This is a genomic window from Bradyrhizobium amphicarpaeae, assembly GCF_002266435.3.
Taxonomy (GTDB): domain Bacteria; phylum Pseudomonadota; class Alphaproteobacteria; order Rhizobiales; family Xanthobacteraceae; genus Bradyrhizobium; species Bradyrhizobium amphicarpaeae.
Genome location: NZ_CP029426.2, coordinates 818,612 through 844,896, shown reverse-complemented (window position 1 = coordinate 844,896; position 26,285 = coordinate 818,612). Strand labels below are relative to the sequence as shown.

The 26,285-nt window shown below is 64.6% G+C and carries 30 protein-coding genes; 11 read left to right on the top strand and 19 right to left on the bottom strand.

Features of this window, described 5'->3' with window-relative positions:
- Positions 1–3: 3 nt before the first annotated feature.
- Both CIT40_RS04110 and CIT40_RS04105 read right to left on the bottom strand, forming a co-directional pair.
- Positions 4–483 (bottom strand): secondary thiamine-phosphate synthase enzyme YjbQ, encoded by a 480-nt coding sequence (locus tag CIT40_RS04110; protein WP_094896022.1) that lies wholly within the window; start codon positions 481–483, stop codon positions 4–6.
- A 153-nt stretch (positions 484–636) separates the two neighbouring features.
- The gene (locus CIT40_RS04105) at positions 637–1,158 is read right to left on the bottom strand and encodes a hypothetical protein (RefSeq protein ID WP_094895852.1); all 522 of its coding nucleotides are present in this window, start codon (positions 1,156–1,158) and stop codon (positions 637–639) included.
- A 360-nt stretch (positions 1,159–1,518) separates the two neighbouring features.
- On the opposite strand from CIT40_RS04105, the gene CIT40_RS04100 reads away from it, so the two are divergent.
- The 5 genes from CIT40_RS04100 (at position 1,519) to CIT40_RS04080 (ending at position 4,153) form a co-directional block, all read left to right on the top strand.
- Entirely contained in the window at positions 1,519–1,893 is a 375-nt protein-coding gene (locus CIT40_RS04100) for an AtpZ/AtpI family protein (protein ID WP_109862212.1), read from the top strand.
- A 111-nt stretch (positions 1,894–2,004) separates the two neighbouring features.
- Positions 2,005–2,754 (top strand): F0F1 ATP synthase subunit A, encoded by a 750-nt coding sequence (locus CIT40_RS04095; protein WP_094890785.1) that lies wholly within the window; start codon positions 2,005–2,007, stop codon positions 2,752–2,754.
- Positions 2,755–2,807: 53 nt separating this feature from the next.
- Positions 2,808–3,038, top strand: a complete 231-nt coding sequence (locus CIT40_RS04090) for a F0F1 ATP synthase subunit C (protein ID WP_007599451.1) — start codon at positions 2,808–2,810, stop codon at positions 3,036–3,038.
- A gap of 60 nt (positions 3,039–3,098) precedes the next feature.
- The gene (locus CIT40_RS04085) at positions 3,099–3,662 is read left to right on the top strand and encodes a F0F1 ATP synthase subunit B (RefSeq protein WP_094890786.1); all 564 of its coding nucleotides are present in this window, start codon (positions 3,099–3,101) and stop codon (positions 3,660–3,662) included.
- A gap of 5 nt (positions 3,663–3,667) precedes the next feature.
- Positions 3,668–4,153, top strand: a complete 486-nt coding sequence (locus tag CIT40_RS04080) for a F0F1 ATP synthase subunit B family protein (protein ID WP_094890787.1) — start codon at positions 3,668–3,670, stop codon at positions 4,151–4,153.
- 210 nt (positions 4,154–4,363) lie between these two features.
- Here the strand turns inward: CIT40_RS04080 and CIT40_RS04075 are convergent, their stop codons facing one another.
- From CIT40_RS04075 to CIT40_RS04055, 5 genes are all read right to left on the bottom strand, one after another.
- On the bottom strand, positions 4,364–5,014 hold the full coding sequence (locus tag CIT40_RS04075; RefSeq protein WP_094891057.1) for a hypothetical protein: 651 nt from the start codon (positions 5,012–5,014) through the stop codon (positions 4,364–4,366).
- 123 nt (positions 5,015–5,137) lie between these two features.
- Positions 5,138–5,725, bottom strand: coding sequence for a GNAT family N-acetyltransferase (locus CIT40_RS04070; RefSeq protein WP_094890788.1), 588 nt, complete (start codon positions 5,723–5,725; stop codon positions 5,138–5,140).
- Positions 5,726–5,764: 39 nt separating this feature from the next.
- Positions 5,765–7,054: a M16 family metallopeptidase gene (locus tag CIT40_RS04065; RefSeq protein WP_094890789.1), complete on the bottom strand. Its 1,290-nt coding sequence runs from the start codon at positions 7,052–7,054 to the stop codon at positions 5,765–5,767.
- A complete protein-coding gene (gene thrC, locus CIT40_RS04060; RefSeq protein ID WP_162307344.1) occupies positions 7,051–8,469 on the bottom strand; it encodes a threonine synthase in 1,419 nt (472 codons plus the stop codon). The genes CIT40_RS04065 and thrC overlap by 4 nt, the downstream gene beginning before the upstream one ends.
- Before the next feature lie 582 nt (positions 8,470–9,051).
- Positions 9,052–9,696, bottom strand: a complete 645-nt coding sequence (locus CIT40_RS04055) for a response regulator transcription factor (RefSeq protein WP_094890791.1) — start codon at positions 9,694–9,696, stop codon at positions 9,052–9,054.
- Positions 9,697–9,782: 86 nt separating this feature from the next.
- Here CIT40_RS04055 and CIT40_RS04050 point away from each other — a divergent pair, with 86 nt between their 5' ends.
- Entirely contained in the window at positions 9,783–11,123 is a 1,341-nt protein-coding gene (locus CIT40_RS04050; protein ID WP_094890792.1) for an ATP-binding protein, read from the top strand.
- Here the strand turns inward: CIT40_RS04050 and CIT40_RS04045 are convergent.
- The 9 genes from CIT40_RS04045 to coxB all read right to left on the bottom strand — a co-directional run bounded on the left by CIT40_RS04045 (position 11,120) and on the right by coxB (position 18,211).
- Entirely contained in the window at positions 11,120–11,485 is a 366-nt protein-coding gene (locus CIT40_RS04045) for a nuclear transport factor 2 family protein (RefSeq protein ID WP_094890793.1), read from the bottom strand. The two genes, CIT40_RS04050 and CIT40_RS04045, sit on opposite strands and share 4 nt — an antisense overlap.
- 117 nt (positions 11,486–11,602) lie before the next feature.
- Positions 11,603–12,355 carry an SURF1 family protein gene (locus tag CIT40_RS04040; RefSeq protein WP_094890794.1) on the bottom strand — a complete coding sequence of 251 codons (753 nt, stop codon included), beginning with the start codon at positions 12,353–12,355 and terminating at the stop codon, positions 11,603–11,605.
- Positions 12,352–12,753 carry a DUF983 domain-containing protein gene (locus tag CIT40_RS04035; protein ID WP_094890795.1) on the bottom strand — a complete coding sequence of 134 codons (402 nt, stop codon included), beginning with the start codon at positions 12,751–12,753 and terminating at the stop codon, positions 12,352–12,354. Before CIT40_RS04035 ends, CIT40_RS04040 begins: the two co-directional genes overlap by 4 nt.
- Positions 12,754–12,851: 98 nt before the next feature.
- Positions 12,852–13,748, bottom strand: a complete 897-nt coding sequence (locus CIT40_RS04030) for a cytochrome c oxidase subunit 3 (RefSeq protein WP_094890796.1) — start codon at positions 13,746–13,748, stop codon at positions 12,852–12,854.
- A gap of 79 nt (positions 13,749–13,827) precedes the next feature.
- The gene (locus CIT40_RS04025; protein WP_094890797.1) at positions 13,828–14,481 is read right to left on the bottom strand and encodes a cytochrome c oxidase assembly protein; all 654 of its coding nucleotides are present in this window, start codon (positions 14,479–14,481) and stop codon (positions 13,828–13,830) included.
- 4 nt (positions 14,482–14,485) lie between these two features.
- A complete protein-coding gene (locus tag CIT40_RS04020) occupies positions 14,486–14,662 on the bottom strand; it encodes a CoxF protein (protein ID WP_094890798.1) in 177 nt (58 codons plus the stop codon).
- A complete protein-coding gene (locus tag CIT40_RS04015) occupies positions 14,659–15,603 on the bottom strand; it encodes a heme o synthase (RefSeq protein ID WP_094890799.1) in 945 nt (314 codons plus the stop codon). The genes CIT40_RS04020 and CIT40_RS04015 overlap by 4 nt, the downstream gene beginning before the upstream one ends.
- A 61-nt stretch (positions 15,604–15,664) precedes the next feature.
- Positions 15,665–17,284, bottom strand: coding sequence for a cytochrome c oxidase subunit I (gene ctaD, locus CIT40_RS04010; protein WP_094890800.1), 1,620 nt, complete (start codon positions 17,282–17,284; stop codon positions 15,665–15,667).
- An 87-nt stretch (positions 17,285–17,371) separates the two neighbouring features.
- Positions 17,372–18,211, bottom strand: coding sequence for a cytochrome c oxidase subunit II (gene coxB / locus CIT40_RS04005; protein ID WP_094891058.1), 840 nt, complete (start codon positions 18,209–18,211; stop codon positions 17,372–17,374).
- Between the two features lie 460 nt (positions 18,212–18,671).
- Between coxB and CIT40_RS04000 the strand changes: the two genes are divergently transcribed.
- From CIT40_RS04000 to lepB, 4 genes are all read left to right on the top strand, one after another.
- Positions 18,672–19,217 (top strand): invasion associated locus B family protein, encoded by a 546-nt coding sequence (locus tag CIT40_RS04000; protein WP_094890801.1) that lies wholly within the window; start codon positions 18,672–18,674, stop codon positions 19,215–19,217.
- 156 nt (positions 19,218–19,373) lie between these two features.
- Positions 19,374–20,252: an AraC family transcriptional regulator gene (locus tag CIT40_RS03995; protein WP_094890802.1), complete on the top strand. Its 879-nt coding sequence runs from the start codon at positions 19,374–19,376 to the stop codon at positions 20,250–20,252.
- Between the two features lie 213 nt (positions 20,253–20,465).
- Positions 20,466–21,893 (top strand): metalloprotease TldD, encoded by a 1,428-nt coding sequence (gene tldD, locus CIT40_RS03990; protein ID WP_094891059.1) that lies wholly within the window; start codon positions 20,466–20,468, stop codon positions 21,891–21,893.
- Positions 21,890–22,669 carry a signal peptidase I gene (gene lepB, locus CIT40_RS03985; protein ID WP_094890803.1) on the top strand — a complete coding sequence of 260 codons (780 nt, stop codon included), beginning with the start codon at positions 21,890–21,892 and terminating at the stop codon, positions 22,667–22,669. The genes tldD and lepB overlap by 4 nt, the downstream gene beginning before the upstream one ends.
- A 128-nt stretch (positions 22,670–22,797) precedes the next feature.
- Here the strand turns inward: lepB and CIT40_RS03980 are convergent, their stop codons facing one another.
- The 3 genes from CIT40_RS03980 to CIT40_RS03970 all read right to left on the bottom strand — a co-directional run bounded on the left by CIT40_RS03980 (position 22,798) and on the right by CIT40_RS03970 (position 25,480).
- On the bottom strand, positions 22,798–23,400 hold the full coding sequence (locus CIT40_RS03980; RefSeq protein WP_094890804.1) for a PAN domain-containing protein: 603 nt from the start codon (positions 23,398–23,400) through the stop codon (positions 22,798–22,800).
- Between the two features lie 112 nt (positions 23,401–23,512).
- Entirely contained in the window at positions 23,513–24,883 is a 1,371-nt protein-coding gene (locus CIT40_RS03975; protein ID WP_094890805.1) for a glutamate--cysteine ligase, read from the bottom strand.
- A gap of 99 nt (positions 24,884–24,982) precedes the next feature.
- Positions 24,983–25,480, bottom strand: a complete 498-nt coding sequence (locus CIT40_RS03970) for a MarR family winged helix-turn-helix transcriptional regulator (RefSeq protein WP_094890806.1) — start codon at positions 25,478–25,480, stop codon at positions 24,983–24,985.
- Positions 25,481–25,606: 126 nt separating this feature from the next.
- Here CIT40_RS03970 and gstA point away from each other — a divergent pair, with 126 nt between their 5' ends.
- Positions 25,607–26,221 (top strand): glutathione transferase GstA, encoded by a 615-nt coding sequence (gene gstA, locus CIT40_RS03965; RefSeq protein WP_094890807.1) that lies wholly within the window; start codon positions 25,607–25,609, stop codon positions 26,219–26,221.
- Positions 26,222–26,285 lie beyond the last annotated feature (64 nt).

Genomic DNA, 26,285 nt, shown 5'->3' with positions numbered 1-26,285 from the left:
TGGTCACCGCGACGCGCCGACGAATTGCAGCACGACCTCGCGGCGATGCGGACGGGTCCGATGCTCGATCAGATAGATTGCCTGCCACGTCCCGAGCGCGAGCTTGCCGTCCAGGACCGGCACGTGGAGCGAAGTCCCCGTCAGCATGGTCTTGACGTGCGCCGGCATGTCGTCCGGCCCTTCGGTGTCGTGAGTCCAGCCTGCATCTTCATCGTCCGGCGCGAACCGCGCCAGCGCCGTGGTGAGATCGACGAGCACGGAAGGGTCGGCATTCTCCTGGATCGTCAGCGAAGCCGAGGTATGACGGATGAACAGCGTCAGCGCGCCATCGCGCGCACGGACCTCGGCGACGAACTTGGCAGCCTCGCCGGTGAGATCGATGAAGCCGCAGCCCGGCGTCTGCACGGTCAACATCGACGACGCGACCGTGGTGGCTTGCCCTGACGATGGCGCCGAGCGCGTGATGGATTTGGCTGATGTCATCATAAGGTCTCGCTGCACTGCCGTAAGGTGGGCAAAGGCGCGAAGCGCCGTGCCCACGTCTTTCTTCACCGTTGTAGAGGCCCGTGGGCACGGCGTAAGAACGCCTTTGCCCACCTTACGAGAGCTCAACGCGTGGATGGCGCGAAGGGGTCCTCAAATCTTCCCCGACACGTCCCTCTGTACCCGATTGGCCATGTCGATCAGCCGCCGCCAGGCCTTTTCCAGAAACGACATCACGCGGTCGACGTCCTGGTCGCTCGGCAGCGGGATCTCGATCTTGCGCTCGCCCTCGGCGACCTTGGGCTCGGCTTTCTTCAGCGGATCGGATTTCGGCAGCGCGTCGTCGATCTTGCCCGACACCGTCGGCCCGGCCGCGAGCTGTCCCTTCAACCTCTCGACCTCGGCCTGTAGCCTGCCGATCTCGGCGTCGAGCGCGGTCCGTTCGTCGGGCACCGCGTAGCAGGCCCAGCCGGCGCCGTTCTTGGTGCAGGTCGATACCGTGCCGGTGCGGGTGTCGAGCCGCAGGACCCCCTCGGGGATCGGGGTCATGCTGTAGCGGCCATTCTCGCCGTCCGGCGTGGATTGCGCGGCCGCGAGGTCGCCGCCGATCGCCATCGCGGCGGCGAACGCCGCCACCGCAAGCCATGATGTTGTGGATGACGTCACTGGTCTCATCGCACTCTCCGCCACGACGTAAAGGTGGCACCCTGGCAAAATTCTACACCCCGGTGGGGCGATCCGCCGCCCAAAACACGCAACCGTATCAACGATCGCGGAGGCATCTTCGATCCCGGCAGCGTGGCGAAAGGGCGGCACCATTCGCCGATCCTGAGGCGAGCTGCTGCGGTGCGGCGTCACGCTGTGTGCAGCGCTGCCGCGCACGCCAATATCATCAAATAAATCAGTCACATAACCGAAAGCGACGCAATCGTGACTCGGCTTGACTTGATTATGGGCCATCAGTATGGTCCGCGCGGCTTTTGAGGGTGGCGGGCGCAATTTCCATTCAGCCGCGGCGTTTCGGGTCTTCGTTGCATGACACAGGGCACGGGACACGGCGAGAATGGGGATCGCGATAGATCGTCCGAGGAAGCTGCGCTTTCCGAACGGCTCGGAAATCTTGATCAGCGGTTGTCCGAATTCCGGGACCGGCGAATCAAGACCGAGCAACCCGCAGGTGACGGTGAAGACAGAGCGGCCAGAGCTTCGGCGATGGCCCTTGGTTTCCGGTTATCCTCCGAGTTGATCGCCGGGGTCGTTGTCGGAGCGGGGATTGGCTGGGGGTTCGACCGCTTGCTGTCGACGTCGCCTTTCGGATTTATCGTGTTCCTGCTGCTGGGCTTCGTAGCCGGCGTGGTGAATGTGGTGAGAACGGCGGGCGCGGGTCAAAGCAGGCGCGGTGGTTCCTAGGTAATCCGCCCTGGAGAGGAATGATCGTGCCGGCTTCGCCGGTACGGGCCGGCCCGGCCGGCAGACCGAGACCCGCCGGCATCGCCCGGCAGACCAAGAGATGCCGCGCTGATGAAAATCGACCCGATCCACCAGTTCAACATCGAGCCTCTCTTCACCCTGGGCCATATCGGCAATCACACGATCGCCTTTACCAATTCGTCGCTCTACATGCTGGTGACGATCGCGATCATCTCGCTCCTGATGCTCGCCAGCGGAACGCAGTTGGTTCCCGGGCGTCTTCAGTCGGTCGCCGAGATTTCGTACGAGTTCGTGGCTTCGACCATCCGCTCGACCGCCGGCTCGGAAGGCATGAAGTTCTTCCCGCTGATCTTCTCGCTGTTCATGTTCATCTGCGTTTCGAACCTGGTCGGCATCATCCCCTACACCTTCACGATCTCGAGCCATCTGATCGTGACGGCAGCGCTCGCGCTTCTGGTCTTCTTCACGGTCCTGATCTACGGCGTCGCCAAGAACGGTCTGAAGTTCTTCTCGATCTTCGTACCCCACGGCGTCCCCGGCTACATCCTGCCGCTGGTGATGTTCATCGAGATCCTGTCGTTCTTCCTGCGGCCGGTCTCCCACAGCGTCCGTCTGTTCGCCAACATGCTGGCCGGCCACATCGCGCTGAAGGTGTTCGCGGGCTTCGTCGCCATGCTCGGCTTCTCGCTCGGGGCGCTGGGCTGGGTCGGCGGCGTGCTGCCGCTGGCTCTCACGGTCGCGCTGTACGCGCTCGAGATTCTGGTCGCGTTCCTGCAAGCCTATGTGTTTGCGATCCTGACCTGCATCTACCTCAACGACGCCATTCATCCGGGACACTGAGCGGTCCGGGGAATTTCCACCCACAACCCAATCTTTCTTCCAAGGAGTCTAAAATGGATCCGGCAGCAGCAAAACTTATCGGCGCGGGCATCGCATGCATCGGCATGGGCGGCGCGGGCGTCGGCGTCGGCGTGATCTTCGGCAACTACCTCGCCGCAGCCGTTCGCAACCCCTCGGCCGCTCAGGGCCAGTTCGGCAATCTGATCTTCGGCTTCGCCGTGACCGAAGCGCTCGGCATTTTCTCGCTGCTGATCGCGCTGTTGCTGCTGTTCGTTCCGCTCTGAGGACGAAGTTTCGCGCCGCTTCAACCGAAGCGGCGCGCATGACGGCAACAGGAGTAATCCATGGCTGAAAGTCATGGCGGGGCGAAAAGTCCGGCGGCGGGCGCCCACACCGGGGCCGAAGGCGGTCATGGTGGTGGTTTTCCGCCGTTCGAGAGCAGCACCTACGCTTCGCAGCTGGTGTGGCTCGCGATCTTCTTCGTCGCGCTTTACGTGATCGTGTCCAAGCTTGCTCTGCCGAAGGTCGGCGGTGCGATCGAGGCGCGTCAGAACAAGATCGAGGGTGACCTCGCCGAGGCGCAGAAGCTGAAGGACCAGTCCGACGCGGCGCTGAAAGCCTATGAAACCGAGCTCGCTTCGGCGCGCGCGCGGGCACAGGCGATCGGCAACGAATCCCGCGACAAGGCGAATGCGGCGGCGGAAGCCGAGCGCAAGACGCTGGAAGAACAATTGGCGGCCAAGCTCGCCGGGGCGGAGAAGACCATCGCCTCGACCCGCGCCACCGCCATGAGCAACGTCCGCGGCATCGCGGCCGATGCGGCAGGTCAGATCGTGCAGCAGCTTACCGGCGTCGTTCCCGACGCTGCGTCGGTCAATGCCGCGGTCGATGCGTCCCTGAAAGGTTAGTCGAGATGTTCTTCGATCCTGAAACCTGGGTCGCCATCGCCTTCGTGATCCTGATGGTCCTGTTCGGCTATCTCGGGGTCTTCAAGAAAGCGATGGCTGCGCTGGACCATCGTGCCGCCCGCATCAAGGCCGAGCTCGACGACGCGACGCGCCTCAAGCAGGAAGCGGCCAAGGTGCTCGCCGACTACAAGGCGCGCAGTGCCACGGCCGAGCGCGAAGCTGCCGACATCATCGCCAACGCCAAGGCCGAAGCCGAGCGCATCGCGACCGAGGCCAAGGCGAAGATGGAAGACTTCGTCGCCCGCCGCACCAAGACCGCGGAAAGCAAGATCGCGCTCGCCGAGGCCCAGGCTGTCGCCGATGTCCGCGCCGCAGCCGCGGAAGCCGCCGTCCAGGCCGCCTCGACCATCCTGTCGCAGTCGGTCAAGGGCTCGGTCGCCGACGACCTGCTCGCCAAGGGCATCACCGAGGTCCGGCAAAAGCTGAACTGAAGGCCTCCCCTTCACCAATCAAAAAGCCGGCGCGATGAGCGCCGGCTTTTTTATTTGTCGGGTAACAGCATCCACGATCGCGGCGTCAGCACCCGCGAAGGCGGGTGATCCAGTACGCCGAGGCTTCTCGGTTCAAGCACTGCGGCCTCTGGCATACTGGATTGCCCGCCTTCGCGGGCAATGACAGCTCAGCTTGCCGCAAGACCTCGCCTACTTCTTCTTCCGCCCCTTCGGCTCGGGCGAGAGCGCCTGCGGGTCGAAGCCGACATAGAAGACATAGGAATCGGCAACCGCGGCCGAGGGCGTCGGATAAGACAGATCCTCGACGATGAAGGAGAACGGCACGCTGCCGCCATCCGTCATCTCGACCGTGGTCCGGTAAGCCTTCGAGGCGATCACTTTCTCGCCGACACCGCCCTGCACCACCGCGACACGCAAGGGGACCTCGACGGTGGAGGGCGCGCCGGCGGGACCGGCGATGACGCGGCCCTGGATTCCGATCCGGGCCGTGATGCCGGCGCCGCTGCGGGCGCATTCGCGCGCCATCTTGGTGATCGAGGCCTGGAAGCGGATCTCGTTGCCGACGGCCGGCTTGCCGGTCACCCCAACCGCGTAGGTCGATGCGCCGGCGCGCACTGTCACCTGCGGGCAATCGAGGTCGTCTTCCGCCGGCTGACCAGGCGCGGGGGCGGGCTTGGGGGGTGCCGGCTCATCCGACTTGCCGCCGAACAGGTTCTTGAAGCGGTCGGTCAAGGACTGGGCGGCCGCCGGCGAAGCCGCCGCGAACGACATCGACAAGACAAGCGCGATCGCCGGCACCCGCCGCAGCACATTCCCCGATGACCGAAGCTGCTTCACCACCAAAGCCCGTACTCCATGACAAGATCCCGGCCGATCACCGGCCAGGACATGCGGGGTTATATCGCCAAAATCGGCGAACCCAAGGCAGCAAAAAGGGGGATTTGGCCACATCAATCGAGCGGCTCAGCCGCGGAAGTCCTCATGCAGCAGGCCAAACAGCAGATGATCCTGCCAGACCCCGTTGATGCAGAGATAGCGCCGCGCCAGGCCCTCGCGGGAGAAACCGCACTTCTCCAGCACCCGGATCGACGGCGCATTGGTGGGGATGCAGGCGGCCTCCACCCGGTGCAGATTGAGCTCGCCGAACAGCGTCGGGAGCAGCACCCGGAGCGCCGCCGTCATGTAGCCGCGATGGGCATGGGGTTGCCCGACCCAATAGCCGATGGTGCCGGCCTGCACGATGCCGCGCCTGACATTGGCCAGCGTGATGCCGCCGACCATGGCGCCATCGAGCTCGCGGAAGACCAGAAAGGGATAGGAACGGTCCGCGGAAATGTCCTCGGAATAGCGGCGCAGTCGGCGGCGGAAGCCGGAGCGGGTCAGGTCATCCGACGGCCAGATCGGCTCCCAGGGGGTCAGGTAATCGCGGCTGGTTTCGCGCAAATGCGCCCATTGCAGGAAGTCCGACATCTGCGGCGCGCGCAGCAACAGCCCGTTGCCGCGCGGCGCGAGGGCGGCGGGTCCACTGGACGGCAGGCGAAAGAGGGCCATGGTGATGCTTCCCGGGGCAGCTCGGCCCGCACGCGACTCCTAATGCAGCCGCGCCTTGGCACGTGCCCGCGTCAATCCTTCCGCAAAAGACACCGCCGTGTCCAGACCCCTGCCACTGCCTAATGCGACAACCGCAGGCCGGCTGCGCGACAGCAGCGCACGCGCAGCATCCCGGGTCGATTCGACGCTGACGGCATCGATCCGGCCCACCAGCTCCTCGACCGTCTGCGGCCGGCCATAGGCCAGCACGTGGCGTGCCAGCTGCTCGGCGCGGGACGAGCAGCTCTCCAGCGCCATCAAGAGGCCGGCCTTCATCTGCGCCTTGGCCCGCGCGATCTCGGCCTCGGTCAGCGTCTCCACCGAATCATTCATGATGTCGACCACGACCTCCATCATCTCCGGCGCATCGGCCGGGTCGGTGCCGGTGTAGAGGCCGAAGAAGCCGGTGTCGGTATAGGGCGCGTGGAACGAATAGATGGAGTAGCAGAGGCCGCGCTTCTCGCGGACCTCCTGGAACAGGCGCGACGACATTCCGCCGCCGAGGATGTTGGTGAAGACCTGGAGCGAGAACAGCGACAGATCGTTCTGCGGCACGCCCTCGAGCGCCAGCGTCAGATGCGCCTGCTCGAGCTCGCGATGCACCACCTTGGTACCGCCCTTGCCGAACATAGCCGCCTGCGGTTTGGGACCCGGCGTTCCCTCAAAACTTGCGAAGCGCTTCTCGACCTCGGCGACCACCTGCTTGTGATCGACCGCGCCGGCCGCGGCCACCACCATGTCGGGCCCGCGATAATGCGTCGAGAGATAGTCGCACAGCGAATCGCGATTGAAGGCGCGCAGCGTCTTGGCGGTGCCGAGCAGCGAACGGCCCATCGGCTGGTCGGGATAGCAGAGCTCGTTGAGGTGCTCGAACACGACGTCGTCGGGCGTGTCCTGCGCGGCACCGATCTCCTGCACGATGACGTTCTTCTCGCGTTCGAGCTCATCGGGCTCGAAGGCGGGATTGGCGAGGATGTCGGCGAGCACGTCGAGCGCCAGCGGCACGTCGGCCCTCAGCACCCGCGCGTAATAGGACGTGGTCTCGGTCGAGGTGCCGGCATTGAGGTCGCCGCCGACCGCCTCGATCTCCTCGACGATCTCGCGCGAAGAGCGCTTGGTCGTGCCCTTGAATGCCATGTGCTCGAGCAGATGCGAGATGCCGTGCTCGTTCGGCTTCTCGTCGCGTCCGCCGACGCCGGCCCAGACGCCGAGCGCCGCAGTCTCCAGATGGGGCATCTTGTCGGTGACGACGGTCAGGCCGGACGCAAGCTTGGAAATCTCGACGCTCATCCGGCAACTCCTTGCTTTGCGGCGCGGCTGACCGACAGCACGAACCGCTCGACCTCGCCCTGATCGTTCTTCATCACCTTCATGTGTTCGGATTTGGTCATCAATCCGTCGAGCCAGGCCGGCAGTTGCGGCCGCTGGCCGCACGCCGCTTCGACGGCATCGGGGAATTTGGCCGGATGGGCAGTGGAGAGCACGATGCTCGGCACCCGCGTGTTGGTGATGTCGCGGTCGGCGACGGCGAGCGCCACCGCCGTATGGGGATCGATCAGTTCGCCTGCCTCGCGCCAGCCGGCGCGGATCGCAGCCGCGGTCTCGGTCTCGTCGGCGCGCCCGGCGTCGAACTCCTCGCGGATCGCGGCCAGCATCGCATCCGGAAGCACGAAACGTCCGGATTGCTTCAGCGAATCCATCAGGCGGCGCACGCCGGCCGCGTCGCGCTTGCCGGCATCGAACAGCAGCCTTTCGAAATTCGACGAGATCTGGATGTCCATCGAGGGCGATGCCGTCGCATGCACCTCGCGCACCTCGTAGATCCCCGTCTTCAGCGTGCGCGCCAGGATGTCGTTGACGTTGGCGGCGATGCGCAGGGTCCGCACCGGCAGCCCCATCCGCTTGGCGACATAGCCGGCGAAGATGTCGCCGAAATTGCCGGTCGGCACGACGAAATCCACCGCGCGCGCCGGTGCGCCGACTGCGACGGCGGAGGTGAAATAATAGACCACCTGGGCGACGATGCGCGCCCAGTTGATCGAATTGACGCCCGACAGCGAGGTCGCGTCGCGAAAGCGATGGTTGTTGAACATCCCCTTCACCAGCGCCTGGCAGTCGTCGAAATTGCCTTCGATGGCGAGCGCGTGGACATTGGCCGCGCCCGTCGTCGTCATCATGCGCTGCTGCACCTCGGAGATGCGGCCGTGCGGAAACAGCACGATGAGGTCGACATTCTCGAGCCCTGCGAAGGCGTCGACCGCGGCGCCGCCGGTGTCGCCTGATGTGGCGACCACGATGGTGGTGCGCTGGCCACGCTTGGCGAGCACATGGTCCATCAGCCGCGAGATCAGCTGCATCGCCACGTCCTTGAAGGCGAGCGTCGGACCGTGGAACAGCTCCAGCACGAACTGGTGCGGCGACATCTGGCGCAGCGGCACCACCGCCGGATGGCGGAAGGTTGCATAGGCCTCGTTCGCCATGCGGCCGAGTTCGGCATCCGAAATCTCGCCGCCGACAAACGGACGGATCACGTCGACCGCGACCTCCCAATAGGGGCGGCCGAAGAATCCGGCGATGGCTTCCGTGGAGAGCTGCGGCCAGATGGTCGGCACGTACAGGCCGCCGTCGCGGGCAAGCCCGGTCAGCATCACGTCGCAGAAGCCGAGTTCGGGGGCCTCGCCCCGGGTCGAGATATAACGAGTCAAACTGCCCTCCAAAGGCCGACCGGACCTGAGCCCACTTGCTAAGCCTTTGATTTTACGAAATTACTTGTCAACAGCCAGAGGCTTTGGGCCACCATAAAGTGTTTTGCGGCATCAGGAAACCGCTTCCCGCCTCTGCCCGGTCCAACGAAAAAGGGCTGCGGCGATGCCGCAGCCCTCCTCTTGGAAGGTCTGTCGTTATTGTGTGCAGACCGGTTTCCTCGTCCGGGTCGCCGACCCGTCGAAAACTGTTCCCGCAACCTTGCGTCGCCCGTCACGAAACCGTCAAGGGCGAAAACGACGAGCGTGCCAGAATGTTCCAGGTTTTCCCGACCAAATCGAGTTTGAGCGAGCCTAACACTGGGAGAAAACTTGAAAGATTTGCCACTTTTTCCTGAAGCCTCGACGTGTCGCGGAACGCATCTCGGCGCTCCCCGCTGGGCCGGCGGACGGGTGTCGGCGATGTTCATGCATTGCCCGGCTGCGCGCCGACATCAATCCGCGCCGAACCGGCTGCGTCCTGGAGCAGCCGGTTCGGTGCGCGGGTGTCAGCCCCGGGAAACGCGCGGGCGAGCAAATGTAGATTCAGTTCATCCCGATTTCGACCGCGATCCTGATCAGGTCGGAATGGTTCTTGGCCCCCAGCTTCTGCTTGAGCAGGGACGTGGTGTTGGCGACGGTCTTGTAGGAGATGCCGAGTGCCTCGGCGACTTCGACGATCTTGTCGCCGCGTCCGAGCAGGCGGAGAATTTCGAGTTCCCGCGGCGTCATCTGCGAGGCCGGGTTGGCCTTGATCGCCGCGCCGGAGAACGTCACGGCTTCCGCGAGTTGCGGTGAGATGAAATTGTCGCCCGCCACCACCTTGCGCACCGCTTTCAGCAGGATCCGGGGATCGTCGCCCTTGGAGACGTAGCCCTGCGCCCCGAGCTCAACCGCCCGCACCACGAAGGCCGGATCGTCATTCATGCTGAACATGATGATCTTGGCGTCGGGATCGTCCTTGCGGATGCGTCGCATCAACTCGAAGCCGGAGACGTCGGGCAGGCTGATGTCGATCACGGTGACATCGGGCCGCTTGCTGACATAGGCGCGATGGCCGGATTTGGCGTCGGTCGCCTCATCGATACGGATCGAATGGTCCGAAGCGAACAGGGTGCGGCAACCGGACAGCACCACGGGATGGTCGTCGACAATCAGGACCCGGGTCCCCGGTTTGGCAGTATCTTGCATCGCGCACTCTCTTGTTTTTCGACTCATAGACCGGCGGGAACAAATGGAAAGAGCAAATCCCGCCGATGCGCGTTAGAATTGACCTAATGTGGCAACGACTCTCGTTCAGAACGCAACTGTTTCTTCCGCTCGGCGCGAGCTTTCTCGTCGCGCTGATCCTGGGCGGTATATTGTTGCAGCTTTTTGCAACAATTCAGCTGGCCGATGAAAGCGAGCCGGCGCGACGCTCCACCGGGATCGTCGCCGCCGCGCTCAACAACACGCTGAGCGCCTCGGACAATCCGCAGAAGACGCTGGATGCCTTCGTCCAGTTGCTGGACACGTCCTCCAATATTCAATTCCGTCGTGTCGAAGAGGGTCCGTTGCCCTCCCCGAGGGAGGACATTCGCAACCTGAAATTGGTTCCAGGCTGGTTCGTCAACCTGTTGACCATACCGGACATGGATAGTGCCTCGCCTGTCGTGATTGACGGCAAGCATGTAGGCAATCTCGTGTTCCTCCCGGACCTCTCCGCCGACCTGTTCGAGAAGTGGATCGGCTTCCTCGCGCTGGCCAGCCTCGTCGCCGCGCTGATGCTGCTTACCGGTACCATTGCCTATCTCTTCGCCGGTTCGGCCTTGCGGCCGTTGCAACATCTCGGCAGCGGGCTCACCCGCATCCGGCGCGGCGATTACGCAACTCCGATCCCGGTGGGAGGACCGCCCGAAATCCGGCAAAGCTGTGAGGAAGCAAATGCCTTGGCGGCAACGCTGGCGCAACTCAGCCAGGACAATCGCAATCTGATGCACCGCCTGGTGTCGCTGCAGGACGACGAGCGGCGCGATCTCGCCCGCGAATTGCACGACGAGCTCGGGCCGCTGCTGTTCAGCATCCGCGCCAGTACGATCGCACTGGTCGACGCCGCACCGCAGGCGGGAAATCTCGGCAATCCGGCCGAGCAGATGCTGCAATCGGTCGAAGCGCTCCAGCAGACCAACCGCCGCATCCTCGACCGGCTGCGGCCGCTCTACATCGAGGATCTGGGGCTGGAGACCAGCGTGCAGACGCTGCTCCAGAACTTTCGCAAGCAGGCACCGCATATCGTCCTGACGGACACGATCGGTTCCGACCTCAATGGCGTCGACGGGCCGCTCGCGCAAACGGTCTATCGCGTGATCCAGGAGGCGCTGACCAACGTATTGCGCCATGCCGAAGCGAGCAGCGTGGATGTGAAGGCGGCCGTCACCGGTGATATGCTCGCGATCGAGATCTCCGACGACGGCGGCGGCTTTCCCGCCGACAACGTCTTCGGCCGCGGCCTGACCGGCATGCACGAGCGCGCACGCGCGCTCAGCGGATCGCTGTCACTGCTGCGCGCGGACGGACGAACCTATGTGCGCTGCCGCCTGCCCATCGGAGATGCGCACGACCCATCAGCCCTGCCCTAACACACGCAGCCCTTGTGCGCGTTCTGTCGCGCCGGCTCGCACAGAGTTCTGTCGATCTTGCCTTCCGCACTGAAGCGAAACGAGGCGTGAATGCGCAGTGAGCCCGCGACGGAATATTCGAGATCAACGCCGTTCGGCACGGGATTGATCTCCTCAAGGCCGAAGCCCGCCGAGGAGAATGCGGTGAGCCGCGGGCCCCAATAGGCCTCGAGCTCGCTGCGGCCGCGATAACTCTGCGCGCCGTTGCAGGTGCATTCGACCTGGGCGTCGTCCGCATAGAGGTCGAGCAACGTCCTAAGGTCGCCCTTCCGGCAGGCGTCCACCCAATCGACGACAATTCCCATCTGGTCGAAATCACTCACGCCGCAATCCTGTCTGCCGCGGAAAATCGGTCGCGGCTTAGGACCACACTCGTGAATGTGTGCTGAATGGTAAACCCCGTGCGATACCGGGTTCCCTCGGGGAATCTACGGACGAGTTCAGCTCTGCCGCCGGCCTCGTGCCCACACGGCGAAGGCGATCAGCACGGCGCCTGCGAGCATGAACCAGGTGACGGCGTATTGCAGGTGATCGTCCTTCAGATGCACGTCGAGCGGCCCCGGGCGCGGAATGCCGTTCTCGGGCGCGGGCTGCTCGAGGTCGACATAAAACGGTGCGACCGTGCCCCAGCCGAGCGCGTTTGCGATCGCCGGATGATCGCGCACGAACCAGAGCCGCTTGTCGCGGTTCTCCGCCGGCGTCAGCCAGCCGGGCGGCTCGGGAAAGCGCAGATAACCGGTGAGCGCGACTGGCTGTCCGGTGACGAGCTTCTTCACCGCGCGATCCTCGACGCTGCGATCCTGCATCGTGTTCTCGACGAAGCCCGCATCGATCACGACCGTCTCGCCGCCGGGAAGTCGCGCCGGCAGGAACGCCCAGGTGCCGGGGCCGGAGGCGTCCTTGCGCACCGCGGAGCCCGAGGAATAAACCATCGCATCCGGCAGGGCCGCGTAGGTCGCGGTGAAGCTGACACGGCGGAATTCGTCGCGCGCGGGATTGAGTGCGGCCCATTGCGAAGGCGGCGGCAGCGCGATGGGCACGTCTGCGAGGCGCTCGGTGAGGGCTGCGACCAGCGCGTGCTTTGCGGTCCGGCGCTGCAATTGCCAGGCACCGAGCGCGACGAAGACGGCCGCGAGGAACAGCGTGAACAGCGCGAAGCCGGCCACGCGGGGCTTGCGCGCAGGCTGGTTCATTTCGCGCGGTCGACCAACCGGCCCGGCGCCGCCTTGTGATGGAATTGCAGCGCGATCAGCAGCGACTTCATCGCACGCAACGGCAACAGCGTGGTGACCAGGATCAGCGGCAACCACAGCGCCGCATGCAGCCAGTAAGGCGGCTGGTATTTGACCTCGACGATGAGTGCGGCCGCCACCACGATCCCGCCGGCCAGCATGATGATGAAGATCGCCGGCCCGTCGCCGGTATCGATGAAGGCGTAGTCCAGACCGCAGCGGTCGCAGGCGGGCGCGAGCGTCAGGAAGCCCGCATAGAGCTTGCCCTGGCCGCAGCGCGGACATCTGCAGGCAAGCCCGCGCAGCGCGCTTTGCAGGACGGTGGTTTCAGGCTCGGGCTTGGCGGCGGTGTCGTTCATGAAAGTGACTCTATCATAGTTTCCGCCGAAACTTTCCGGCGGCCCGAAAAGCGAAAGGGCGGCCCGGCGGCCGCCCTTTCTGATCCAAGCGTCGCGGTTCAGTGCGCGCCGTGGGCCATGGTCTCGGCGCCGTGTCCCCAGACATAGATGCAGAGGAACAGGAACAGCCAGACCACGTCGACGAAGTGCCAGTACCAGGCGGCAAACTCGAAACCGAGATGCTGCGTCGGCGTGAAATGCCCGGCATAGGCGCGGAACAGGCACACCAGCAGGAAGATGGTGCCGACCAGCACGTGGAAACCGTGGAAGCCGGTCGCCATGAAGAAGGTCGCGCCATAGACGTTGCCGCCGAACGAGAACGCCGCATGGCTGTACTCATAGGCCTGCACGCAGGTGAAGAGCGCGCCGAGCACGACGGTGAGGATCAGGCCGTATTTCAGGCCCTGGCGGTCGTTCTCCAGCAGCGCATGGTGAGCCCAGGTCACCGTGGTGCCCGAGGTGAGCAGGATCAGCGTGTTCAGGAGCGGCAGGTGCCAGGGATCGAAGGTCTCGATGCCATGCGGCGGCCAGGTGCCGGGGACGGCACAGGCGCCGGCCGCAGTGCCGAGGCCGCAGCCGAACACTGCATCGCGCGTGGCGTGGACCGCGTCCGCCGGGAACAGCGCCGCGTTGAAATAGGCCCAGAACCAGGCGACGAAGAACATCACCTCGGAGGCGATGAACAGGATCATGCCGTAGCGGTGGTGCAGCTGCACGACGCGGGTGTGATCGCCCTTGTACTGGGCTTCCTTGATCACGTCGCCCCACCAGCTCGCCATGGTGTAGAGCACGCCCACCGTGCCGACGCCGAACACGATCGGCGCAGCCGAGAACATGTGATGCATCCAGGTGATCGCACCGACCGCCATGATGAAGGCCGAGACCGAACCGACGGCCGGCCAGGGCGACGGATCGACCAGGTGATAGTCGTGATGTTTGGTGTGCGCCGTTGCCATTTGCGGTCTCTCTCCTCAATCCCGTGCCTGTCGGGCACTTATCCCCTTGTGTCCAACCTTCCGGGCGTGAGCCCGGCGGTCAGAGATTTCCCTTGCGCTTGTCGCCTTCGCCCGATGCCAGCGGCTTCACCACGGGATCCTTCACCGGATAGAACGTGTAGGACAGCGTGATGGTGTTAAGCCCGTCGTTATCGTGATCGTCGGCGATCGACGGATCGACGTAGAACACCACCGGCATCTCGCGCTTCTCGCCCGGCGCCATGGTCTGCTCGGTGAAGCAGAAGCAGTTGATCTTCTGGAAATAGGAGCCGACCGTCAGCGGCGCGACATTGTAGGCGGCCTGCGCGGACGTGGTGCGCGCGGCCTGGTTGGTCACGGTGTAGAAGATGGTCACGACCTGGCCGATATTGACCTCGATCTCGCTCTGCTCCGGCTCGAACTTCCAGGGCAGGCCGGGCGCGACGTTGGAATCGAAGCGCACCGAGATCTTCCGCGCGATCGGGCCGGTGGCGGGCGCGGAGGTCGCGACCTGGGTCGTGCCGTTGAAGCCGGTGGCACGGCAGAACCAGTTGTAGAACGGCACCGCCGCGTAGGAGGCGCCGACCATCAGCGCGACCACGCCGCCGCAGATGGAAGCAACCACCACGTCGCGGCCGAGCCCGCGGCGCTTGGCCGGCTCACGATTGGCCGGCTTGACGCTGACATCCTGCGATATGGTGGGCTCGTGATCCATGTTCCTACATCGGCCGCACGAGAACTGCCGGCCCCTTGACCATGGTGACGGCGAAGAACAGCACCACCAGCACGCCGAGCGCCAGCGCGATCGCGATCGAGCGCTGACGACGGCTCTTCTTCTGCGCCTCGGTGAGGACGATTCCATCTAGCTCGGGTTTGTCGGCCATCGCGGTGATCATACGCCCCAGACCATAGGAGCCAGCGCGCGGAATACGACCTCGAGCAAGAGGGTCGCAAACAGCACGAACAGATAGAGGATCGAGAAGGCGAACAGCTTGCGGGTCGCGCGCAGCGACGCAGTTCGCTCGCGGCGCATGTAGACGTTGATCGCGAGCACCAGCATGCCGGCGCCGAGGATCAGCGAGACGATGCCGTAGACGGCGTCGAAATAGCCGAGCGCCCAGGGCGCGGCGGCGACTGCGATCAGCACGACGGTGTAAAGCAGGATCTGCAGCCGCGTCGCGTCGGGACCGGCGACATTGGGCAGCATCGGAATGCCGGCGCGCGCGTAATCGTCGGAGCGGAACAGGGCCAGCGCCCAGAAGTGCGGCGGCGTCCAGAAAAAGATGATGGCGAACAACAGCAGCGGCTCGACGTCGACCGTGCCCGTGACCGCCGCCCACGCCACCACCGGCGGCAGCGCGCCGGCGGCACCGCCGATCACGATGTTCTGCGCGGTCCAGCGCTTCAGGCCCATCGTGTAGATCACGACGTAGAAGAAGATGGTGAAGGCGAGCAGCGCGCCCGCGATCCAGTTGACGAGGATACCGAGCGTCATCACCGAGAAGAAGGACAGCGTCAGGCCGAACGCCATGGCTTCGGGGCGGGTGATGCGGCCGCGCGGAATCGGCCGGTTCGCGGTGCGCGACATCTTGGAATCGATGTCGCCTTCCAGCGCCATGTTGAGCGCGCCGGAGGCGCCGGCACCGACGGCGATGCAGAGCAGCGAGGTGATCGCCAGCACCCAGTGGAAACGCCCGGGCGCCATTGCCATCCCGACCAGCGCGGTGAAGATCACCAGCGACATCACCCGCGGCTTCAAGAGCGCGACGTAGTCGCCGACCTCCGCTTCGGAGATGCGGGGATTGATGTCGATGGCGTTGTGGTCGAGGACGGACACTAAATTCAACTCGCTTCGTTATAAAGCCGCGGCGCCCGTCACGAGCGCCGCGGGAGATCGATCACTGCACGCGGGGCAGCACTTCGAACTGGTGGAAGGGCGGCGGCGAGGGCAAGGTCCACTCCAGCGTGGTCGCACCCGCACCCCACGGATTGTCGCCGGCCGGCACCTTCTTCATGAAGGCGTCGAACACGCAGTAGAGGAAGATCAGCACGCCGAAGCCGGAGATGTAGGACCCGACCGACGAGACCAGGTTCCAGCCCGCGAACGCGTCGGGATAGTCGACGTAGCGGCGCGGCATGCCCGACAGGCCGAGGAAGTGCTGCGGGAAGAACACCAGATTGACGCCGATGAAGGTCACCCAGAAGTGCGCCTTCGCGAGCGTCTCGTTGTACATGTAGCCCGACATCTTCGGGAACCAGTAGTACCAGCCGGCGAAGATGCCGAACACCGCACCCAGCGACAGCACGTAGTGGAAGTGCGCGACGACGTAGTAGGTCTCCTGCAGCACGCGGTCGACGCCGGCGTTCGCCAGCACGACGCCGGTGACGCCGCCGACGGTGAACAGGAAGATGAAGCCCACCGCCCAGATCATCGGTGCCCGGAATTCGATCGAGCCGCCCCACATCGTGGCGATCCAGGAGAAGATCTTCACGCCGGTCGGAACCGCGATGACCATCGTGGCCGCGACGAAATAGGCCTGCGTCGCCGAGGACATGCCGACCGTGTACATGTGGTGCGCCCAGACCACGAAGCCGATGCCGCCGATCGCGACCATGGCGTAGGCCATGCCGAGATAGCCGAACACGGGCTTGCGCGAGAAGGTCGAGACGATCTGGCTGATCATGCCGAAGGCGGGCAGGATCAGGATGTAAACCTCGGGGTGACCGAAGAACCAGAACAGATGCTGGAACAGCACTGGGTCGCCGCCGCCTTCGGGGTTGAAGAAGGTCGTGTGGAAGTTGCGATCGGTGAGCAGCATGGTGATCGCACCGGCAAGCACCGGCAGCGACAACAGCAGCAGGAACACCGTCACCAGGATCGACCAAACGAACAGCGGCATCTTGTGCAGGGTCATGCCCGGCGCGCGCATGTTGAAGATCGTGGTGATGAAGTTGATGGCGCCGAGGATCGACGAAGCGCCTGCCAGATGGAGCGACAGGATCGCGAAGTCGACGGCCGGACCCGGATGGCCGGAAGCCGACAGCGGCACGTACATGGTCCAGCCGGCGCCGACACCGTTCGCGCCCGGCTCGCCTTCGACGAAGGTCGACATCAGCAGCAGCGCGAACGAGGCCGGCAGCAGCCAGAACGAGATGTTGTTCATGCGCGGGAACGCCATGTCGGGCGCGCCGATCATCAGCGGCACGAACCAGTTGCCGAAGCCGCCGATCATCGCGGGCATGACCATGAAGAAGATCATGATCAGGCCGTGAGAGGTCACGAACACGTTATAGGTGTGCGTCTCGTGGAAGATCTGCACGCCCGGATACATCAGCTCGGCACGGATCGCGATCGACATCGCGGCGCCGATGACGCCGGCGATGACCGCGAAGATCAGGTACATCGTGCCGATGTCCTTGTGGTTGGTCGAATAGACGTAGCGCCGCCATCCGGTCGGATGGGCATGCTCTTCGTGTCCGTGGGCGTGATCGCCGTGTGCCGCTGCGCTCGTTGCCATTTTCAAATCCTGCCTTGCGTCCCGTTCGGACCCCTGGAGGTCCCGCCCTTATGTCGCTTTCAGTCCCTGAAAGCCGTCACCCGACGCTTACTGCGTCGGGCCGGCTGCGGAGGCGTAGGTGCTGGTGCCGCCGCTCGCAAATTTCTTCTTCGCCGTCTCGACCCAGGAGGCGAACTCCTGGTCGTTCACCACACGTATGGCGATCGGCATGAAGGCGTGGTCCTTGCCGCACAGCTCCGAGCACTGGCCGTAGAACATGCCGGTCTTGGTAGCCTTGAACCAGGTCTCGTTCAGGCGCCCAGGAATGGCGTCGATCTTGACGCCGAAAGCCGGCAACGCAAAGGCATGAATGACGTCTGCGCCGGTGACCTGGACGCGAATCACCTTGTTGACCGGCACCACCATCTCGTTGTCGACACCGAGCAGGCGGGGCTGCTTGTCCTGCGCCATCAGCGAGTCGAACTCGAACTTGCCGTTATCGGGATAGGCGTAGGACCAGTACCACTGCTTGCCGGTCGCCTTGATGGTGATATCCGCCTTCGGCACGTCGAGCTCGAGGAACAGCAGCCGGAACGACGGCACCGAGATGCCGACCAGGATCAGCACCGGAACCAGCGTCCAGGCCACCTCGATCAGCGTGTTGTGAGTGGTCCGCGACGGCACCGGATTGGCCCGCGCGTTGAACTTGACGACCACGACCACGAGCAGCGCCAGGACGAACAGCGTGATCAGCGTGATCAGCACGAACAGGAAGTTGTGGAACCAGACGATGTTATCCATCACCGGGGAGCCGGACTCCTGCAGAGTATACTCCCAAGGCTTCGGCTGCCCGAGCTCGGCAAATGCGGCGCCGCCCGTCGCCAGCGTCAGACCCGCCACGGCCAATCCCAGCAAGTGCCGGCCGACCCGGCCCATCGACATCTTCATGCCGTTCGCGCTCCCCATCGAAATCACCCCAAGTGCGTTCCCCCTGTTTGCGGGAAACGCTTATTCGATCCGCCCGCCTGACAACCGCCGCGCAAGAATACCTCTAAGAGGAATTGGGGCCAGATCGTGAGAACGCCGAAATCAAGCCTCTCAAACCATAATTTTTGATCTATCGCAATGCAGTCTTCAGTGCGCACTGCCAGCGATCACCCGCAAGATATTTCCTAGTAAGATCAAACAAAAATACCGTTTCCCGGGATGCTGCCGCTTGACAGCGGAATTGCCCGCGGTAGGCACAGGCAGATGGCCGCGCAGGAACCTGATTCGTGCGGGCGGCGGCGGCACGAGGCGGCGTGGAATTTGCTTGGGAATTGCCTTCAAGACGCCGTCATTCCCGTATCAGTCCGCCAGATTAGTTCGCCAAGCGCGTGCGAGGAAGGCGAGCAGAGGGACCGACCCGATGGGGTTTTCGAGATCGATGGCAAGGCTGGCTAGAAGGCAAGGCACCCGCCTCCCGGCGCTGACCGGCCTGCTGGCTGCGATCGCCCTTCTGGCACTTCCCGGCCTCGCCCATGCGCAGGGCGCAGTGCGCTCCGTCCATGGCGACTGGCAGATCCGTTGCGACACCCCGCCGGGCGCCCAGACCGAGCAATGCGCCCTGATCCAGAGCGTGGTAGCCGAAGACCGCTCCAACGCCGGCCTGACCGTCATCGTGCTCAAGACCGCCGACCAGAAGAGCCGCCTGATGCGCGTGGTGGCACCCTTGGGGGTCTTGCTGCCCTCCGGCCTCGGCCTGAAGCTCGACAACCAGGACGTCGGCCGCGCCGGCTTCGTCCGCTGCCTGCCTAATGGCTGCGTCGCCGAAGTCGTTATGGACGACAAGCTGCTCGGCCAGCTCCGCACCGCCAAGACCGCGACCTTCATCATCTTCGAGACCCCCGAAGAAGGCATCGGCTTCCCGCTCAGCCTGAATGGGCTCGGCGAGGGTTACGACAAGCTGCCGTAGGACGCTTTTTTTCCGGATAATCGTTGTCGATCCCGTGATCCTGAGCCGCTCGCGAGCGGTTGCCGGCAGCCGCCTTTGATCTGTCCGAACCGCAATATCGGTCGAGCACGCGATGTCCGTGAGCGCCTAACTGGCCTCGCCACGGAGGAAGGAACGATGAAGGCGGCACTCGAACACTACCATGCCCGGATGCGGCGCGTGCTGGATCACATCGACCGGCATCTCGACGCTGATCTGGACCTGGAAGTGCTGAGCGGCGTTGCGGCCTTCTCAAAATTTCATTTCCATCGGCAGTTCACCGCGACCTTCGGGCTGTCCGTGCATCGCTATGTCCAGTTGGCCCGCATGAAGCGTGCTTCCTACCTGCTGGCCTACGCGGACGCCCAAAGCGTCACGAACATCGCGATGGATGCCGGTTACGATGCCCCGGATGCCTTCGCCCGCGCCTTTCGGCAACGGTTCGGGCAATCGCCGTCGTCGTTCCGCAACTCTCCCGAATGGGAACCGTGGCTTGCGGCCTTCGGGCCTCTCGACAACGCGAGGAGCAAGCTCATGAAGACCTTTACCACTGACGACGTGACGATACGCGACGTAGCCCCCACGAAGGTGGCGATTATGGAGCATCGGGGCGACCCGGCGACGCTGGGCGCCACCATCCGGCGGTTCATCGCATGGCGCAGGGCCGCTGGCCTGCACCCCAAGACCAGTCCGACCTTCAACGTCTGGCGGTCCGAGCGACGTCCTTCCTCGCCCGCCGCCTACAGCACGGATCTCTGTGTCGGGACCGACCGGCCGATCGAGGCGAATGGCGAGGAGATCAAGATCGGCGAGATCCCCGGCGGACGCTGCGCGGTGCTGCGGGTCGTCGGCTACACCGACAATCTGGAGCCCGCCGCGCTCTACCTTTACCGCGACTGGCTTCCGGCCAGCGGCGAGGAAGCACGCGACTTTCCGATCTATTGCCAGCGGCTGAGCTTCTTTCCGGAGGTGCCGGAGCATGAGACGGTCGCGGACGTTTTCCTGCCGCTGAAATAGCACCTCGGACGGCGGCTCGCCCTTTCGATCGCAGGGCGCGGACGGGCCGCCGTCCACGCCAGTCAGGCCATTTGATCGCTTGCACCACCCCGCCTCGTGTCGTCACGCCGGGCAACCCCATCCTATCGTTTCCGTAATGTGACGCCCCGCCCCCTCGCGGAAGCGGTCCGAAACCATTATCTTGCCCCACATCTTCCGCTAATGGACGGACGCATGACCAACCCAGCCACGACCTCCCTGCTCGACCGCGCCAATCTCGACCGCGACCAGGTTCGCCACGAGATCGCGCGCGGGCTTTCCGGTGCCGACGACGGTGAGCTGTTCCTGGAGTACAGCCAGACCGAAGCGCTGATGTTCGACAATGGGCGGCTGAAGCAGGCGACCTATGACACCTCGCAAGGCTTCGGCTTGCGTGCGGTCAAGGACGATGCCGTGGGCTACGCCCATTCCTCCGACGTGTCGCTTCCGGCGCTGATTCGCGCTGCCGATGCCGTCGCGGCCGTGCGTGGCGGCTATTCCGGCAGCTTCGCCGCGCCACCGCCGCATACCAATGCACGGCTCTATGGCGATGACAACCCGCTCGATGCCCCGGGCTTCGAGACAAAAGTAAAACTGCTTGCCGAGATCGACGCCTACCTGCGCGACAAGGATCCGCGGGTGCGGCAGGTCAGCGTCAGCCTGGGTGCGACCTGGCAGGTGGTCGAGATCCTGCGGCCCGACGGCGAGAGCTATCGCGACATCCGTCCGCTCGTGCGCGTCAACGTCTCCGTGGTCGCCGGCCAGGGCGACCGTCAGGAGAGCGGCAGCAAGGGCTATGGCGGCCGCGCCGGCTATGCCGAATTCATCGAAAGCAAGAACTGGCGCGATGCCGCCGACGGCGCGCTGCGCGAGGCACTGGTCAATCTGGAATCCATTCCCGCCCCCGCCGGCGAGATGGACGTCGTGCTCGGGGCCGGCTGGCCCGGCGTGATGCTGCATGAAGCGGTCGGCCACGGCCTCGAAGGCGACTTCAACCGCAAGAAGACCTCTGCATTTGCCGGCCTGATGGGCCAGCAGGTCGCGGCCAAGGGCGTCACCGTGGTCGACGACGGCACCATGGCCTCGCGCCGCGGCTCGCTGTCGATCGACGACGAGGGCACGCCGACCAACCGCACCGTGCTGATCGAGGACGGCATCCTGGTCGGCTACATGCAGGACCGCCAGAACGCGCGATTGATGAACATGAAGCCGACCGGCAACGGCCGCCGCCAGGGCTATGCCCATGTGCCGATGCCGCGCATGACGAACACCTACATGCTCGCGGGCGACCGCGATCCGGCCGAGATCCTGGCGTCGGTGAAGAATGGCGTCTTCGCCGCGAATTTCGGCGGCGGCCAGGTCGACATCACATCGGGCAAGTACGTGTTCCAGTGCACCGAGGCCTACAAGATCGAGAACGGCAAGCTGGGTGCGCCGCTGAAGGGCGCCATGCTGATCGGCAACGGGCCGACCGATTTGCATCGCATCCGCATGATCGGCAACGACCTCGCGCTCGATACCGGCATCGGCACCTGCGGCAAGAACGGACAGGGCGTGCCTGTCGGCGTCGGCCAGCCGTCGTTGCTGATGGAGCGCATCACCGTGGGTGGAACCGGCGCATGAGCATGGAAGAAAAGGTCTCAGTCACCCCCAAGCGCAAGAGCAGCGGCTGGGCCGGGCAGATCGCACAGCTCGCCGGCATCGTCGCCGCCGTCTTCATCGCCAAGGGCGCGCTTGCCGAACCGTTCTACGTGCCGTCGGGCTCGATGGAGCCGACGCTGCTGATCGGCGATGCGCTGCTCGCCTCGAAATTCCCCTACGGCTACGGTACCTCGTCGTTGCCGATCCAGATCAGCCTGCCCGAGAGCGGCCGCGTCTTCGCGGAGACGCCGAAGCAGGGCGACGTCGTGGTGTTCCGCTGGCCCGGCGATCGCTCGCAGGCCTGGGTCAAGCGCGTCGTCGGTCTGCCCGGCGATCGCATCCAGATGCGGCAGGGCCAGCTCTTCATCAACGACCGCCCCGCCGAGCTCAAGCCGGACGGCGTCGGCGCCGCCGAGGACGACAATGGCGGCAGCGAACCCGCCTATCGCTATGTCGAGACGCTGCCGAACGGCGTCTCGCACCTGATCTTCAAGATGCGCGACAACGGCCCGCTCGACAACACACCCGAAGTGACGGTGCCGGCCGGCCATCTCTTCGTGCTCGGCGACAACCGCGACAATTCCGCCGACAGCCGTGTGTCGCTGCGGTCCGGCGGCGTCGGCCTGTTGCCGATCGACAATCTGATCGGCCGTGCCGATGCGGTGCTCGGCTCCTGGGATCTCGGCATGCGCGGCCAGCCGGTATACACTTGGCTCTCCGGCTTCCGGCTCGGCCGGTTCTTCACCGCCGTGCATTAGAGTCGTAGGGTGGATTGGCGAAGCGTAATCCACCTCTGTCGTTTCCGGCAGCAACCAAAAATGGTGGGTTACGCAGGCGTCTGCGCTTTGCGCAGCCGCCTGCTAACTTACCCACCCTACCGACGGCATCACCGCACCACGCCCGACGTGAATCCCGCCTTCCGTCGCGGCGGCTTGATTTCCTTTTTCAGGAAGCAGCGCGCCTCGCGTCCGGTGTAGCCGGGGCGGGCGTAGGTGAAGGCGCGGCATTTGTTGTCGGCGGTGCAGGCGGCCTTGCAGGCCTCTTCGCCCTCGCCGTTCTTGAGCTCGAAATTGCGCAGATCGCCACCGGGGCGGTCGATCGAGGTCTCCACGCCCTCGACCCGCGGCTCGATCACGCCGGCGCCACGCACACCCGAGATGCAGCAACTGCCGGGCACCCGTGCCGGCACGGTGTTCTTCAGCCAGCACACCGCTGCGCCGCCTTCGACGTCGGGATAGCTGAAGCTCCACGAGCGGCAGCGGCGGTCGCGCTCGCACAGCAGCGCACAATCCTCGGGATCGCCCGACGCGACCGGCGAGCTGAAATAGTCGCCGCCGGGCCGGTCGAACGCAGTCTGGGCGCGCACCGGCACGCCCGCGCATGCGAGCGAAAGCAGCGTGGCACATGCCACGACGCTTGCCGGGACTTTTGCCAAGACCTTTGCCATGACCTTTGCCATGACGGCGCCGGACAGGCGGCCCTTCCACATCGGAACAGCTTTCGAGTTATTGACGACGCTCAGCTTTTTCAGCCGGTCATTTGATCGCCGCAAACCTGTACGGGCGATGAACGGCTCAGGTCGTGGTCGTCAGCCGATCGGCCTAGAACGCGTATTCCGCATAGGCCGGTTCCACCGAGCCCTGCCAGGGACCGTTGAACTTTTCGAGCATCTCCTCGGCCGGCGTCCGGCCTGAGTCGATGATGCGGTCGAGCGGCTCCAGGTGCCGCGTTTCGTCGCGACCGAGCTGGTCGATCCGGCCGCGCCGGCGCAGGCCGGCATGTGCCAGAACGAGGCATTCCTTGGCGATCTCGAACAGATAACGGTCCTTGATGCGCGCCTTGAAGCCGAAGCGCGGCACGTCGTCGCGCAGCGACTGACGCTCGGGCGCGGTCCAGTGCTTCGCAATATCCCAGGCCGCGTCGAGCGACACATCGTCGTAGAGCAGCCCGGCCCAGAACGCGGACAGCGCGGGCAGGCGGCCCCACGGGCCTCCGTCGGAACCGCGCATCTCGAGATAGCGCTTGAGGCGCACCTCAGGGAAGATCGTCGAGAGATGGTTGGCCCAGTCCGACAACGTCGGACGCTCGCCGGGAAGGTTGTTGTTGCGGCCCTCGAAGAACGCGCGGAACGAGGAGCCCGAAACGTCGATGTAGTCCTCGTCGCGCTTGACGAAATACATGGGCACGTCGAGCGCATAATCGACATAGCGCTCGAAGCCCATGCCGTCCTCGAACGCCCACGGCATCATGCCGGCACGCGCATTGTCGGTGTCGCGCCAGATCTCGGAGCGGAAGGAGAGGAAGCCGTTCGGCTTGCCTTCGGTGAACGGCGAATTGGCGAACAAGGCGGTTGCGACCGGCTGCAGCGCGAGCGAGACGCGCAGCTTCTTGACCATGTCGGCTTCGGAGGAGAAGTCGAGATTGGTCTGCACGGTGCAGGTCCGGTACATCATGTCGAGGCCGTACTGGCCGACCTTCGGCATGTAATTGGTCATGATCTTGTAGCGGCCCTTGGGCATCACCGGGATGTCGGCGCGCGACCAGGACGGCGTCATGCCGAGACCGAGGAAGCCGATGCCGAGCGGCGTTGCGATCTCGCGCACCTGCGCCAGATGCGCCATCAGCTCGCTCTGGGTCTGGTGCACGTTCTCGACCGGCGCGCCGGAGAGCTCGAACTGTCCGCCGGGCTCGAGCGAGATCGCCCCGCCGCCGGTGACGTCGTAGAGGCCGATGATGTTGCCCTTCTCCATGATCGGCTCCCAGCCGAGCAGGAGCTTCATGCCTTCGAGCAGCGCGCCGATGCCGCGCGCACCCTCGTAAGGCACGGGGCGGTGGCCTTCGAGCGTGAACGGCGTCTTCTCGTGCTCGGTGCCCATTCGCCACTCGGACGGCGGCTTGCAGCCTGCCTCGAACCACGAAACGAGCTCGTCGCGCGATTGCAGCGGCGTCATATCGATCTGGTCTCGCGCCATATCAAACTCTAATCAAAAGGCGCTTCGATCGAACGCGCGCGGGTGACGGGATGGTCCGCGAACCCATCGGGCGCACGGACGAGCTGGTGTGCCGCGCGATCATCGCGACGGCGAGGTTTCGTTGAGGTTGGCGACTGGCGGCAGTTTCATCTCGCCGCACGAGCAGCCGAGGCGGTCGAGCAGACCGCTGAGCTTGACGGCATCGGCATCGGACAGTTTCGAACCGACATATTTCTCGATCGCGGCCGAATAGGCGCCCCACATCCGCTTCTGCAACTCGCGGCCGGCTTCCGTGATCTCGACGAACTGGCCGCGCTTGTCGATCTTGCATTCGCGCCGCGAAGCCAGGCCCTCGTCGACCAGGCGGTCGATCAGGCGCGAGGTGGAATATTGCGGGATCAGCATCTGCCGTTCGAGTTCCACCGGCCTCAGCTCGCCCGACGGCGCCCGCGACAATTCGAGCAGGGCGTCGTACCATGCCAGCGGCGGGAAGCCGGCCTTCTTCAGATCCTGCTCGACGCAATCGAGCACGCGGCTCTGCACCCGCATGAGGCGGATCCAGGCGGAAGTCGCCTCGGTCGATGGTTTGCGTTTCATGGTCCCGCTCAAGCTCGTCGCCCGTCTCTTACCCCATTTGATGCAGCTGCATCAATCTTGACTATTTCATGCAAGCGCATGTAGTCGTTCTTTCGCCCCAACCAAGCGTCAAGAGGAGGAAATTCCATGAAACTCTATTACTCGCCCGGTGCCTGCTCGCTGTCCCCCCACATCGCGCTCCTGGAAGCCGGCCTGCCCTACGAACTGGTCAAGGTCGATCTCCGGGCCAAGAAGCTCGAAAATGGTGAGGATTATCTGAAGCTGAACCCCAAGGGCCAGGTCCCTGCGCTGGGCCTCGACAGCGGTGAGATCGTGACCGAAGGTCCGGTCATTGTCCAGATGATCGCCGATCAGGCTGCCGCCAAGGCGCTGGCACCCGCCCATGGCAGTTCCGAGCGCTACAAGCTGCTGGAGTGGCTGAACTTCCTCACCTCCGAGGTGCACAAGAGCTTCGGGCCGATGTTCGCACCCGCCCTGAACGACGAGGCCAAGGCCTTCTTCAAAGACCGCGTCATGGGCAAGCTGAAATATATCGACAGCCAGCTTGCCGGCCGCGACTACCTCATGGGCAAGCAGTTCACGGTCGCCGACGGCTATCTGTTCACGATGCTGACCTGGGGCGACCGGATGAAGTTCGACTTCTCGGCGATGCCGAACCTTGCCGCCTACAAGGCCCGCGTCGCGGCGCGCCCGCAGGTGCAGGAAGCCCTGAAGAAGGAAGGCCTCGCGCAGGCGAAGTAAGCAAGGCTCCTCCAAAAGCGAAAGGCCGGATCGACGATCCGGCCTTTCTTTATCTTGCGGACGC